This is a genomic window from Mammaliicoccus sp. A-M4, from assembly GCF_022386955.1.
GTDB classification, from domain to species: domain Bacteria; phylum Bacillota; class Bacilli; order Staphylococcales; family Staphylococcaceae; genus Mammaliicoccus; species Mammaliicoccus lentus.
In genome coordinates, this window is sequence record NZ_JAJNHH010000002.1 from 298,014 (window position 1) to 312,134 (window position 14,121).

Sequence of the window (14,121 nt, forward strand, 5' to 3'; positions counted from 1 at the left end):
ATGGACATAAAAAAACTAACTACTGAATCAAGAAATAAATATTCATCAAAACTAGATACTTTAACGCCAGAACAATTTGTTGAAGTGATGAATACAGAAGATCAAAAAGTAGCCGAGCAAATTAAGTTAGAGAATAATGCGATAGCCGAATTGATTAAAAGAGCTATTACGGGCTTAAACAATGGTGGAAGGTTAATTTACATGGGAGCAGGAACGAGCGGAAGATTAGGGGTATTGGATGCTGCGGAATGTGTCCCAACGTTTGGTGTCACGCCAGACGTCGTAATAGGTTTAATTGCAGGTGGCCCAGAAGCAATGACGGTTGCAGTAGAAGGGGCTGAAGATGATTTAGAATTAGGGGAACAAGATTTAAGAAATTTAAATATAAACGAAAATGACACGGTTATAGGTATTGCTGCTAGTGGAAGAACACCATATGTTATAGGTGGATTAAAATACGCCCAAAGCATAGGCGTTCCTACTGGTTGTGTAACATGTAATCAACAATCAGAAGTAGGAAATTACGCTGATTTTCCGGTTCAAGTTGATGTTGGTCCAGAAGTTTTAACAGGCTCAACAAGGTTGAAAGCAGGCACAGCTCAAAAACTCATTTTAAATATGATTTCAACTGGTGCGATGGTTGGTATAGGAAAAGTTTATGAAAACTTAATGATTGATGTTAAACCAACCAACAAAAAACTTGTACAACGTGCTATTAATATGATTCAAGAAGTTTTAGGGTGTTCATATGAAGAAAGCCAGAAACTTTTTGAAGAAAGCGATGAACAAGTAAAAGTGGCAATTGTTATGGGCATGCACAATGTGAGTAAAGAAGAAGCCATTCAGAAATTAGAAAAAGCTAAAGGGTTTGTGAGAAATACGTAAACAAGGGGTGTATGTATATGTCTAAAGAAAAAGAAATGGCCAAAGAGATACTTGATAAAGTTGGGGGGAAAGACAATTTAGAAAAAGTCATTCATTGTATGACAAGGGTTAGAATGAGTATCGTCGACTACACTAAAGTTGATATTGAAGGTTTAAAAAATATCAAAGGTGTGATGGGGGTTGTAGAAGATGATATGATTCAAGTGGTAGTTGGACCGGGGACTGTAAATAAAGTAGCCAATGAAATGAGTACTATTATTGGCGTACCACTAGGCGAAACAATTAAGAAAAATCAAAGTAATAAAGAGAAAGTAGAACAAGAAGCGGATCTGTTTAAACAAAATATTAACAAGAAAAATCAAACACCTTTCAAAAGAGTGTTGAGATCGATAGCTAATATTTTTGTACCTCTTATTCCTGCATTTGTGGGTGCCGGTTTAATTGGTGGTATTTCTGCTGTACTTTCTAACCTGTTAACAGCCGGCACAATCGATGGAGCATCATGGGAACAATTTGTATTAGTATTTAATATTATAAAAGATGGTATTTTTGCTTACTTAGTCATTTATGTAGGTATTAATGCTGCAAAAGAATTTGGTGCAACACCTGGCTTAGGTGGTGTAATTGGTGGTACAACTATGTTGACTGGCATGGATCCAGAAAGTCCACTGAAAAATATTTTTAATGGCGAACCACTTGAAGCAGGGCAAGGTGGTGTAATTGGGGTTATTATAGCTGTTTGGTTGCTATCTTTAATTGAAAAAAGATTACACAAAATTGTACCGACTGCTGTAGATATTATTGTTACTCCGACGATTACATTATTTATTATGGGGTTAGGAACAATCTTTGTAATCATGCCTATAGCAGGTTTTATTTCTAACGGCTTGTTAGGCGTAATTGATTGGGTCTTAAATATAGGTGGAGCATTTAGTGGATTTATATTAGGTGCAACGTTCTTACCTTTAGTTATGTTTGGATTGCATCAAGTATTAACACCAATTCATATAGAAATGATTAATCAATCAGGTGCTACTTACTTATTACCAATACTTGCTATGGCTGGTGCAGGTCAAGTAGGTGCAGCATTTGCCCTATGGGTTAGATGTAGAAAAAATAAAAAAATCATTAACCTTCTAAAAGGTGCTCTACCAGTAGGAATTTTAGGAATTGGAGAACCATTGATTTACGGGGTAACTTTACCTCTAGGTAGACCATTTATTACAGCTTGTATCGGTGGTGGAGTCGGAGGTGCAGTTATAGGCGCCATCGGACATATTGGTGCAAGTGCAATTGGGCCGAGTGGCGTATCCCTTATACCGTTAATATCTCATAATATGTATGTAGGATATATTGCAGGTTTATTAGCAGCTTATTTAGGAGGCTTTATTTTCACATATTTATTTGGAACGAACAAAGAAATGACAGCACCACAAGAATTGGATGAGGATTAATATGAGCGAACATCAACACGTACTTATGTTTATTAAAGAAAATATGTCTCGCTTAACTAAACGAGAACAGCGTATAGCACAGTACTTTGTCGATTATCCTGAAAAGATAATTGAATTAAGCGCTAAGGAGTTAGGCACGATAACAAACACAAGTGCTGCTTCCGTTATACGTTGTACGCACAAATTAGATTTTAAAGGTTTTACTGATTTGAAACTGTCTATTTCTAGGTATATGCCTCAACATGAAAAAAGTATATATCAAGAAATTAAACAAGATGAAACAGTATCGTCTATTAGTAAGAAACTTATTACACGAGCATCACATACACTTGAAATGACTGAAAAATTAATCGAGAGTAACAGTGTAAATGCCATTATTGATCAATTATATGAGGCAAAAACAATTATAGTTTTTGGTGTAGGTGCTTCAAGTTTAGTAGCACAAGATTTATATCAAAAATTTACTAGAATTGGTAAACAAGTTATTCATTCTTTAGACACTCACTTTTTAGCTACAGCAATAGCTTCACATAATAAAGATTGTATTTTGATAGGAATTTCTAACTCTGGTGAGAATAGTGAAACATTATCTTTAGCTAAAGTTGCACATAAATATAATGTTAAAGTAATAAGTCTGACTCAATCAAAAAGTTCATCTTTATCACAACAATCTGACTATCAATTAACACATGATGCAAGTTCAGAAGAAAGTTTAAGATTAGCAGCTACGAGTTCTCTTATATCGCAATTGATGACGCTTGATATATTATTTTATAGCTATTTATCAAGAGATTATGATGAACATGTAATAACGATGAGTAAAACGAGAGATGCAGTTGAATTATATACAGAATAAATGTTTGATAGAGTCCGGGACAACAATTTATGTCCCGGACTCTCAGTGTATTTAAATAATATGTAAGAACTGAAAAAGATGAAAGAAAGTAATTTATTACACTTTCTCCGCTTATACAGATTGTCACGGGGTATATATATTATGAGTGGAGGTGCATAATGATGGCAAAATCCAAGAAGAAAAATTACACCAGTAGAATTAACAATGTAATTGATGCATTTAGTCTAGAAGATAAGCAAATGAGAAAGCTATTAAACTTGCCTAAAGAAAAGTATGAATTGCTTATGCATGGGAATCAAGGTGTTTTAACAGACAAACAAAGAAACGAAATTGAAAAGCGTTTAAATTATTTTGAATCTATTGGTAAGCACGAAGATGCTTTAAAGTATACTAAATATTTTATTGAAAAAACATTGAAAAAAGAGTATAATTTACCAAATAAGTCAATTGCCAAATTATGTAATGTTAAAAAGAAAACAATTAAAAAATTAATAAATTCTAAGAAAATTGATAGAAACGAAGAGAGAAATCTTATACTAAACGTTCTTCAACTTTATGAAACTTTAAAATCAGTCAACTAATTGCTCATCATAAACATCATATTTTAAGAATTAAGGAAAGTTAGCGTGTTATTATGAAACAAGTAGAAATTATAAGAATATTAGATGATACCTCGTTTGTTGTAAATGCAGGTTCAGATAGATATTTAGAACCTGGCTATTTTATAGATGTATTAAAGAGAGATAAATCTTATAAATATATTGCGAAAATAGAAGAAGTATACCCTGAATTATCTTTATGTAAAAGATACGGAGAAGAAAGACTCTTCTATGGAGATGTTGTAAGGATTAGATATCCTGAAGACGAAGATATGCAAATGACCACAAAAGTTATTAAATCTAATAAATCTAAAAAGAACAGAAAAAAGAGAGGATGAGATCGCCGAATCTCATCCTCTTTCCCGTTTAATATGTCTAAAAAAATTTAAATAATTAACGTTGTAGACTTATATAAGTACACTAACATAAAATGTATAGATTTTACAGAAAAAAGATATATCATTTAATATGATAATATTATATATTTTTTAAAGAAATCTATAGTGTGAAATAATTATGTGTATATTGGCAAATTACATCTAATAAATGTATAATAAAGAAAAAATAAAATAAGAATGGACTGAGAATACGTGGCAAATCAATATGAGCGTTCTGCAAAGAAACCTAAATCAGCAGCATTTAAAATTGTAACAACTATTATTATTGTGTTATTAATTGCGTTTTTAATTATTATTGGCTATTTTGTGTATAAGTTTTTTGCATTAGGTAATACGATACATAACCCACTGGATAGAGATAAATCTGAACTTAGAAAGAACGCAGTAGATACTAATGGAGATCCTATTTCGATAGCTTTATTTGGAATTGATTCCGACTCTACAAGATCAGCAGAAGGTGGAGGAGAGCGTTCGGATTCAATCGTTTTATTATCTATAAATCCAGATAAGAAGAAAACTGTAATGGTTAGTATTCCTAGGGATACTAGAGCGGAAATTGTTGGCAATGATTCTGTAGAAAAAATTAACCATGCGTATGCATATGGTGGCCCTAAAATGGCGATTAACTCTGTAGAAAAATTAATGAACGTACCGGTAGACCATTATGCAACAATTAATATGGATGGCGTTAAAGATTTAGTAGATTATGCAGGTGGCGTAAATGTTACAAGTAATGCTACGTTTACGGTTAAAGGAAAATCATATGTTAAAGGCCAAAAATACAAATTAAATGGTGAAGAAGCGTTAGCATTTATTAGAAGTAGAAAAGAAGAAGGCGCTGGTGGAGACTTTGGTCGACAAGAACGTCAACAATTAGTGATTCAAGCACTAGCTAATGAATTAGTTAGCGTAGGATCTTTACCTAAAATTAATCAAATCTTTGATACTTTAGGTGATAATGTTAAAACAGATATGAAGATTGGACAACTAAATGATTTAAGATCTAAATATAATGATGCTTTAGATAATGTAGATCGTAATCAGTTAGAAGGACAAGATTCAATTTTAGATGATGGATTATATTACTTTGTACCTAGTGACGCTAGCAAGAGAGATATAGTAGACTCATATAGAGAAAATCTAGGTTTGGAATAAAGTATAATATTAGAAAATATTAATCTTTTAAAAAAAATGCACCTCAAATTTTGAGGTGCATTTTTGTATTTAACTTCTTTTTTGAATAATAAGCAATTTGATAGCGTTAGTTTTTAAATAATATGTCTCATCTACATCCTTAGAATTATAATCAGCCATTTCTATATCTGGAGAACAGTATTTATCTAATAGAACTGTGTTGAAATAATCAATATTAAAACGTTCGTTATCTAATTTTCTAATTGCTTTGAAGATATTACCGTTATCCTGATCAAATGTAATGTTAGTTACTCTAAAAGTATTAAAAGGTATGTCACGGTAAGAAAGACTAATACCAACATTATTCTGGTAGTTGATATCATTTGGATTATATAGTTCATAATTAAATAAAAGGAAAAATATTTTATTATGTTGCTCAAACTTAATATAATTTTGTCCCTTTTCGAATTCTTGTTGGTTAAAGTACGTTAATATATATATTAAATAATTAACAGGACTTTTACAGTGGTGTTTTAAATGTAGTGATAAAGGTTGATTTATAGTTGCGAGATCGGTTGAAGTTTCCTCTAATAACCAGAAGCCTAAACCAGACACATAAGTTGTGATACTTAATAAATGATCTACAATAATAGCAGCATTGAAATAAAAATCACTCGTCGTCCTCGAATCGCCATGAATGACATTCCATTCTATAGGTACTACGTTTTTATTATTGTTCTTCATGAATTTTAAATTGTGAATAAGCTTTTCAGTATAGTCACTTTTTATTTTCGCTATATCATGATTATTCATTTTGTTAAAGTCGAATAACTCATTAAAGCTATAAGATATTGCAAAAGAATCGACATTTTTACATAGTTGCATATCTATATCAAGTTGCTCGTAATCATGTTTAAATGGATCAGGTCCATTTATCATTATTTGTAAATCAGGTAAGCTTTCTTTAGAGTCATTAATTTGAGATTGTATATGCGTGAGTTCGTCATACTTGATATCAAAGTAAAATTCACCTTTTTTATTAACGAAATAGTTATGTATAACATCTATAAATTCTGACCATTTACTTTTGAACATATGATCTTGTACATCAAAATCATATATTTTTATACATGGCGTTATATTTGTATCTGAAAACATGCTTAAACAAAAAGCTAAATTATGTCGATACTTATGTTTTTCTATATCGCAGAAAAATGATTTTAATGAACAGTGAATAACAATGATAGGCTTACGAGGTATATTTTCTACAGTTTCCAATATTGTACCAAGGAATGGAGTATAAAAATCATTAACGTCACCGATATGTAAATAAGTTTTATGGTTAGCCTTTAATTTTTGTAAAGGTAAATCTTTAAAAGTTAAATGTTTGTACTCATGAACGAGAGACTTATTATGCATCATTTTTTGCAATTTAGAAATTAAAGTTTTACGCTCATCTTCTGTCATTGTCTCAGTTTTTTTACTTATTTTTTTCTGTTGATACATTAAACGATATTGTTTAGGGGTTAATTGAAATTGTTCTTTAAATTGACGATTGAAATTATGGTAACTAGAAAATCCATGATAGTCTGCAATTTGTTCGACTTTAAATTGTGTAAATAACAAGGCGTAAGTAGTTTGGAACAAACGTGTTTCTTTTAAATATTGAGTGAACGTCGTACCTATTTGTCTAGAAAACTCACGTGATAAATGTTCAGGAGAAATAAAGAAAAAGTCAGCTACGAGGTTCAGTGATAGTTTTTCTTGGTAATGCTTATCAACATATTGCTTCACTTTACGTATAAGTCCTGTTAATTCCATTTCTGTTTGTCCATAATAATTTGTTTCTTCTTTAAAACGCTCATACATAATTTTATAAATTTCAACGATATAATGGCTACGTCTAATCTTTATATTCGTTAAATCTGCTAAAATAGCTCTTATAAATAAATCCTTTATTTGATGTTTATATTTATTTAATTGATTTGTTTTTGTAGTTTTCGGTATCCAATATAGGTAAGACTCTTCGCCACTTAAACTTTCCATCATTGAATATCCAATATGTAATACTGCGACTAAGCCGTCGTTTATTACTGGTAAGTAATTGTCATTATCCTGTAAATAAAATAAGTCACCGACGGTAAATGTGTATGTTTTTTGATTTAAAGTTAATATTGCTTTTCCTTCTAGCACAAAACATAATGCACCATAACCTAACTTTTTAGGGTTAATAATGCCTTCTTTATGCAATGAAATGTCGTAATTGTACACTTTTTCACCTCATCTTCACTAAGATATTACATTTTATATCAAATAATGTCATATTTTTATTACATTTTAAACTATTATATCAAAAAAAGTAAGAAAAAGTTGGATTATTAAATATTTTTTATAAGAAAGATGATAATAAATCAAATAAATGAATTGATTTAATCAAAATCTGAAATTAAAACGGTTTACAATAATACTTAATGCTATTGTTGTATTGTAAACTATTAAAAACGGGGAAAATATTAAAATGGAGGTATATAGAATGACAGGGAATTTCAACAAGATTATTCAAGATATGATAGATTATGAGAATAAAATCGCAAATTTAAAAAACGAAAAACGTTTAACATTAGTTGATTTTATAATATTAGAAGAAATCTATAGATCTGAAGAAATTACAATTAAAGAAATACTTAACGGGAAGCTAACAGAACTTCAAACGAAACCTTCTAACATTGGAACAAATTTAGCTAAATTATATAGAAAAGATTATATTAATAAATATAGAAGTGAGCTAGATGAAAGAAAAGTTTACTATTACATGGAAGACGAACAAAAGGCTCAATACGAACAAATAGCAAAAGACATATAAAACAACAATAGGTTTAATTATTCAAAAAGAAACCCAAAGGAAATCCTTTCAAGTGAAAAGATTTTCTTTGGGTTTTTCTATAGAATTTAAAAATGATTTAAAAGGATATTATAAAATTACTTGATTACAGTACGTGTTGAGCGTTCTACGTAGTGCGCTGAATGAATAGAAACTAATTCACCTTTAGATAAATCAAATAAATTTAATTTTAAAATACTATCCATCGCCTGGCGTACGTTTTCTTCAGTGAGATCACGTTTTGGGTTTTGGATCTGTAATGTGAAAGTTTTATCTGTTGAAGTTTTAAAAGTAAGTTCTAATACGAGTTTCATGAAATTCACCTCCTTGGTAGATTGAGAGGATAGAATTAATCTTCTATCTGAATTGTTTTGACGATATAAGCATCTTTGAACTTTTCGTCAGATAACGTTTCGATAATGCCTTTAAAAGTTTTAACTTGTTCATTTGTTACATTTAATTTAATTGCTTTAAATTTTCTTTGAACATTTTTCACTTTGGCATTCTCATCTAAGTACTGATTGTAACAATATGATGTTGATGTCTTTAACTGTTGCCATTTTGCTAACCTCCTTTCACTTTATATATCGAAATGAGATTAAAAAAACGACCACAAATTAGTTAAAAATTCTTTCATGTTACTCAAATATATATTATTATTAATATGTACCTTAATTAGGAAGGATGGACGAAATGCATGCAACAAGTATCTCCAATTAAGAATAAAGATGATATTAGAGCGATGTATGAAGTATTAAAATCACACAGTGAAAGAGATTATTTATTATTTAGTCTTGCTATTCATACAGGTATTAAAGTAAATCAATTATTAAATTTAACTGTTCAAGATTTACTAGATGAAGATAATGACATTATTTCTAACTGGGTAAATGATAAAAAGGATTTGATTAAAGTAGTGATTCCATTGCACTTAAGATCAAGTTTGTCATCTTATATACGTATGGAAATGTTAGGAAAAGAAGACTTTGTATTTAGATCTATCAAGACGAAGAAACAATTGTCTAGACAACAAGCATATCGGATCATTCATGTTGCTGCAGAAGAAGTTGGATTGAAAAATATTGGTCTATACTCCTTAAGGAAAACTTTTGCGTTTCATGCATTTAAATCGGGTGTATCAGTTTCAATAATACAAAAATATTTAGGTCATCAATCGTTGTTAGAAACTTTAAAATTTATAGATGTAACCACAATAAAAAAAGAAACAACAATAGAACTAAATATATAAAAAGAAAGGAGTTCGTGTATGGCTTTAATATGGTTGTTCTTCACCATCTTAGTTGTAATGGCTATTGTCCTTATGACTATGAATACTAAATTTAGCCGCTTTGCTGGTTGGATAAGTTTAATCGCGCCTCTAATAAGTTCCATTTATTTTTTGAGTCAAATTAAATACATATCGAGTGGGCATACTGTTTCTTTTTTTAAAGAGTGGATACCTATAATTGATTTTAATTTAGATTTGAGATTAGATGGTTTATCTTTAATTTTTGCACTTCTTATTTCACTCATTGGCGCAGGTGTATTCCTTTACGCTATTTATTATCTTTCTCATGAAAAAGATAATCTCCCAAGATTTTACACATACTTGCTAATGTTTATGTTGGCAATGTTAGGTGTTGTACTTTCTAATAATACAATTTTGCTATATTCATTTTGGGAATTAACGAGTATATCTTCTTTCTTACTCATTGCATATTGGTATCAAAGAGAAAGAAGCCAAGAAGGGGCACTTAAATCTTTCTTGATTACCGTTTTTGGTGGTATGGCTATGCTCGTAGGGTTGATATTGTTATATAGCATTACGGGTACGAATACAATTACTGAACAAGTCGGTATGATTGATGAAGTGTTTCAATCACCATGGTTTGTACTTGCAGTCATTTTAATCTTACTCGGTGCGTTTACAAAATCAGCACAATTTCCATTTCATATATGGTTGCCAGATGCTATGGAAGCGCCAACGCCTGTTAGTGCTTACTTACACTCAGCTACTATGGTTAAAGCTGGTTTGTATTTATTACTTAGATTTACACCTATTATTGGTCAAAGTGAATGGGTCGTGTATACAGTTGTAACAGTCGGGTTAGTTACAATGTTAGTAGGATCTTTCTTTGCAGTAAGTAAAAAAGATTTAAAAGCTTTATTAGCATATTCTACAATCAGTCAATTAGGTATGATTATGTCTATGATTGGTTTAGGCTTGTTAGCTTTAAATCAAAGGTTTGAAGCGGGACATGAAATATTTATTGCAGCTTTATTTGCAGCTTTATTTCATTTAATTAACCACGCTATTTTCAAAAGTGTACTGTTCATGGGAGTAGGTATTATAGACCATGAAACAGGGACAAGAGATGTTAATAAATTGGGCGGGTTAAGAAAAGTAATGCCTATTACAGCAATTGTAATGTCAATCTCTGCTTTATCTATGGCAGGTATTCCATTATTTAATGGTTTTTTGAGTAAAGAAAAGTTCTTCACTAGTCTGGTAGAGACAGGACAAGTGGATATTTTCAATCAAACGATGTCTTTCGTGATGATAGCAGCAGGATTTATAGGTAGTATTTTTACTTTTGTTTATTGTTTAAAGTTAATAAAAGAGCCATTCTTTGGGGAAATGAAAGAAAAACAATTGCCTAAAGTACCACGTCATGATGGCGGGGGACTTCTTATAGCGCCTGTTATAATTGTAATATTTGTACCGTTATTTTTCTTTATTCCAAATGTATTAGGAAAATATTTAATAGGTCCAGCGTTACGTGATATATTCCAATCGGATAAAGTAATGGAATATATACCTCATATTCAAGCGTGGCATGGATTTACAACTGAATTGTTTTTAACTATAGGAATATATTTAATAGGTACATTATTAGTAATATGGCCAAATTGGACATTTATTTATAGCAAAGTATCAAAAAATATAGAAATCAATACAATTTATAATAAAGGTATGACTTTACTGGATCGGGTAAGCGCATATTTAATTCAAATTGTAATGAATAATAGATTGAATCAATATTTACACATCATTTATGTAATATTTTTCGTACTTATGGCATATGGCATATATCATGTCGGTATTTACGATATTGCGTATTACCATATTACAGAAGCTTCAACATTCGAGATTATTATATTGATTAACATTGTGATTACAGCGACAGCATTAATGTTTATTAGAGAAAGAATGACAATGACTATTTTAAATGGTGTAATCGGTTATTCGATTGCTGTTGTTTTCATATTTATGAAAGCACCTGATTTAGCTTTAACGCAATTGGTTATTGAAACTATTACGACAGTCTTATTTTTATTAGTATTTTACCATTTGCCAAACGTGCAGAAAGATAAACCAAATGTTTTAGCAGAAATCGTTAAATTAGCAATCGCACTCTTAATGGCGGTATTTGTCGTAATTTTTGTTATCATGATGCAACAAGATAATCTATTCGATAAAATTTCTTATTATTATGATAACGCTGATGAATTAGCAGGTGTTAAAAATATCGTAAATGGTATTTTAGGAGACTTTAGAGCGTTAGATACAATGTTAGAAGGAATCGTTATATTGATTGCCGGACTAGGTATTTATACACTCGTTAAATTTAAGATAAGAAAGGATGAGCCTGATGAAAGAAAATGATGTAGTATTAGAAACCATATCAAAAATCGCAATATTTATCATTCTGACATTCGGCTTTTATATATTCCTTGCGGGACACGATAATCCTGGTGGTGGATTTATTGGTGGATTAGTCTTTAGTTCTGCGTTTATCTTAATGTTCTTAGCATTTGATGTTGAGACAGTTGTTCAATCATTACCGATAGATTTTAGAGCAGTTACAATTATAGGGTGTCTAGTGTCAATGAGCACAGCGATTACACCAATGTTCTTTGGGCATCCAATGTTAACACATGAAGATGGATATATTACGTTCCCACTATTAGGTGAAATTCATCTTTCAAGCGTAACATTATTTGAACTCGGGATATTACTTACAGTAGTAGGATCCATTGTAACAATCATGCTTGCGATAAGTGGTGATAACAGTTGAATTTAATATTAGTCATTATCATTGGTGTACTTACTTTCGTTGGAACGTATATGATTTTATCTAAAAACTTAATTCGTATTGTTATCGGTACAGCTATTTATACACACGTAGCTAACTTAATGATTTTATCAATGAGCGAATTTGGTGGTCGAAATGTACCACTCATAAATGGTGAAGGAAAAGACTATGTCGATCCTTTACCTCAAGCATTAATTTTAACAGCAATTGTTATTGGCTTTGCGATAACAGCATTTTTACTTGTTTTAGTGTATAGAACATTTAAATTGACGAAAGTCAATAGAATAGAGGCGTTACGCGGTGAGGATGAAGACGTAGATGAATAATTTAATACTTATACCATTACTCGTACCACTATTTATTGGTTTAATATTGTTCTTCTTTAAAGAACGATTAGCGTTAACAAGACGTATCGCCATCACTTTTCTAGCACTTACGACGATTGTAAGTGGTTGGTTATTAGTCGATGTCAGTATGAATAAAGCACTTGTTATCAACTTCGGAGACTGGCAACCACCATTTGGGATTCAGTTTGTTGGTGATGAGCTCAGCTTATTATTCACTACTATTTCCTGCTTTGTTGTCACAGTGATTATATACTTTGGTTTTGGTAAGAGAGAAAGGTTAGCTAACCGCTACTTTTTACCATCATTTATATTGTTCTTATTAAGTGGGGTTAATGGTAGTTTTCTAACTGCTGATATATTCAACTTATATGTAATGTTTGAAATAATGTTATTAGCTTCATTTGTATTATTAACATTAGGTCAATCAATAGAACAGTTAAGAGCAAGTATCATTTACGTCGTGATTAACGTTGTGAGCTCTTGGTTCTTCTTAATGGGCGTTGCTTATATATACGGTACGTTAGGTACTTTAAACTTCGGTCATATTGCAATGAGAATTAGTGAAAGTAACCAACCTACCACGACTACTTTAGTCGCAATTATCATGATATTTGTATTTGGAGGTAAAGCAGCGCTTGTCGTATTTATGTGGCTTCCGAAAGCATATGCAGCATTGAATACAGAATTAGCTGCTTTATTTGCGAGTTTAATGACTAAAGTAGGTGTATACGCACTTATTCGTGTGATGGTACTTATGTTTGATCAAAAGCCAGAAGTAACACATTTCTTACTTTACATTATGGCGATACTTACAATGATTATTGGATCAATAGGTGTTCTTGGATTTAAAGATATTAAGAAAATAGCAGCGTACCAAGTGATACTATCTATTGGATTTGCAGTATTAGGATTGAGCGCAAACAATTTAGCAGGGATTACCGGTGCTATATTCTATGTCGGACATGATATGATCATCAAAACTTTATTATTCTTAATCATAGGTACTTTTGTATTATTAACAGGTACAAGATATTATGACCAATTTGGTGGTTTAATTAAACATTATCCAAGTTTAGGTGTCATATTCTTTATTACGATACTATCAATTGGAGGCGTACCACCACTCAGTGGATTTCCTGGGAAATTATTAATTATTAAAGGCGCACTTGAAAATGGTTATACATTTGGCGTTATCGTGATGATTATTTCAAGTATCATTGCAATGTATAGTTTATTACGCGTATTTTTAGTAATGTATTTCGGCAGAGAAAGTGTACCTCAAGTTGGTAAAGTTGTTTTTGTTAAGAATAAATTATATGCAATGATAATATTAACAGTAACAACAATAATATTAGGTATTGCTTCTCAATATGTATTAAATATTTCTGAAATGGCAGCTCAGTTTAACATGAATGAGCTTGAATATTTTAAAGAAGTTATTCCAAATGTAGAAGTGGAGGCTAAATAATA

At 30.9% G+C, this 14,121-nt stretch carries 15 protein-coding genes; 12 read left to right on the forward strand and 3 right to left on the reverse strand.

Annotated elements, in window-relative coordinates; all coding sequences use genetic code 11:
• From murQ to LQ682_RS03385, 6 genes are all read left to right on the forward strand, one after another.
• A complete protein-coding gene (gene murQ, locus LQ682_RS03360) occupies window positions 1-885 on the forward strand; it encodes an N-acetylmuramic acid 6-phosphate etherase (RefSeq protein WP_070045080.1) in 885 nt (294 codons plus the stop codon).
• A 17-nt stretch (window positions 886-902) separates the two neighbouring features.
• Complete coding sequence (locus LQ682_RS03365) at window positions 903-2,339, forward strand: PTS transporter subunit EIIC (RefSeq protein ID WP_017000819.1); 1,437 nt, start codon at window positions 903-905, stop codon at window positions 2,337-2,339.
• A 1-nt stretch (window position 2,340) separates the two neighbouring features.
• The gene (locus LQ682_RS03370) at window positions 2,341-3,195 is read left to right on the forward strand and encodes a MurR/RpiR family transcriptional regulator (RefSeq protein ID WP_135022026.1); all 855 of its coding nucleotides are present in this window, start codon (window positions 2,341-2,343) and stop codon (window positions 3,193-3,195) included.
• Window positions 3,196-3,353: 158 nt separating this feature from the next.
• Window positions 3,354-3,776 (forward strand): HTH domain-containing protein, encoded by a 423-nt coding sequence (locus tag LQ682_RS03375; protein WP_103269281.1) that lies wholly within the window; start codon window positions 3,354-3,356, stop codon window positions 3,774-3,776.
• A gap of 53 nt (window positions 3,777-3,829) precedes the next feature.
• Window positions 3,830-4,132, forward strand: coding sequence for a hypothetical protein (locus LQ682_RS03380; protein ID WP_017000816.1), 303 nt, complete (start codon window positions 3,830-3,832; stop codon window positions 4,130-4,132).
• A 252-nt stretch (window positions 4,133-4,384) separates the two neighbouring features.
• Window positions 4,385-5,347, forward strand: a complete 963-nt coding sequence (locus LQ682_RS03385; protein WP_103269280.1) for an LCP family protein — start codon at window positions 4,385-4,387, stop codon at window positions 5,345-5,347.
• A 69-nt stretch (window positions 5,348-5,416) separates the two neighbouring features.
• Here LQ682_RS03385 and LQ682_RS03390 read toward each other — a convergent pair whose 3' ends face one another.
• Window positions 5,417-7,597, reverse strand: coding sequence for an AraC family transcriptional regulator (locus LQ682_RS03390; protein ID WP_239723857.1), 2,181 nt, complete (start codon window positions 7,595-7,597; stop codon window positions 5,417-5,419).
• A 262-nt stretch (window positions 7,598-7,859) separates the two neighbouring features.
• On the opposite strand from LQ682_RS03390, the gene LQ682_RS03395 reads away from it, so the two are divergent.
• Window positions 7,860-8,189 (forward strand): transcriptional regulator, SarA/Rot family, encoded by a 330-nt coding sequence (locus LQ682_RS03395; protein WP_017000813.1) that lies wholly within the window; start codon window positions 7,860-7,862, stop codon window positions 8,187-8,189.
• A 116-nt stretch (window positions 8,190-8,305) separates the two neighbouring features.
• On the opposite strand, the gene LQ682_RS03400 is transcribed toward LQ682_RS03395, so the two are convergent.
• Both LQ682_RS03400 and LQ682_RS03405 read right to left on the reverse strand, forming a co-directional pair.
• Window positions 8,306-8,521: a DUF2922 domain-containing protein gene (locus LQ682_RS03400; RefSeq protein ID WP_017000812.1), complete on the reverse strand. Its 216-nt coding sequence runs from the start codon at window positions 8,519-8,521 to the stop codon at window positions 8,306-8,308.
• A 35-nt stretch (window positions 8,522-8,556) separates the two neighbouring features.
• Window positions 8,557-8,703, reverse strand: a complete 147-nt coding sequence (locus LQ682_RS03405) for a hypothetical protein (protein WP_239723860.1) — start codon at window positions 8,701-8,703, stop codon at window positions 8,557-8,559.
• 201 nt (window positions 8,704-8,904) lie between these two features.
• Here LQ682_RS03405 and LQ682_RS03410 point away from each other — a divergent pair, with 201 nt between their 5' ends.
• From LQ682_RS03410 to LQ682_RS03430, 5 genes are read left to right on the forward strand one after another with little or no spacing between them, the layout of a single operon-like run.
• Window positions 8,905-9,456: a tyrosine-type recombinase/integrase gene (locus tag LQ682_RS03410; RefSeq protein WP_017000810.1), complete on the forward strand. Its 552-nt coding sequence runs from the start codon at window positions 8,905-8,907 to the stop codon at window positions 9,454-9,456.
• Between the two features lie 18 nt (window positions 9,457-9,474).
• On the forward strand, window positions 9,475-11,874 hold the full coding sequence (locus tag LQ682_RS03415; protein WP_239723863.1) for a DUF4040 family protein: 2,400 nt from the start codon (window positions 9,475-9,477) through the stop codon (window positions 11,872-11,874).
• Window positions 11,861-12,286 carry a monovalent cation/H+ antiporter subunit B gene (locus LQ682_RS03420; protein WP_218729458.1) on the forward strand — a complete coding sequence of 142 codons (426 nt, stop codon included), beginning with the start codon at window positions 11,861-11,863 and terminating at the stop codon, window positions 12,284-12,286. The genes LQ682_RS03415 and LQ682_RS03420 overlap by 14 nt, the downstream gene beginning before the upstream one ends.
• A complete protein-coding gene (locus LQ682_RS03425; protein ID WP_017000807.1) occupies window positions 12,283-12,630 on the forward strand; it encodes a Na(+)/H(+) antiporter subunit C in 348 nt (115 codons plus the stop codon). The genes LQ682_RS03420 and LQ682_RS03425 overlap by 4 nt, the downstream gene beginning before the upstream one ends.
• Window positions 12,623-14,119: a Na+/H+ antiporter subunit D gene (locus tag LQ682_RS03430; protein ID WP_064205227.1), complete on the forward strand. Its 1,497-nt coding sequence runs from the start codon at window positions 12,623-12,625 to the stop codon at window positions 14,117-14,119. Before LQ682_RS03425 ends, LQ682_RS03430 begins: the two co-directional genes overlap by 8 nt.
• Window positions 14,120-14,121: the final 2 nt, after the last annotated feature.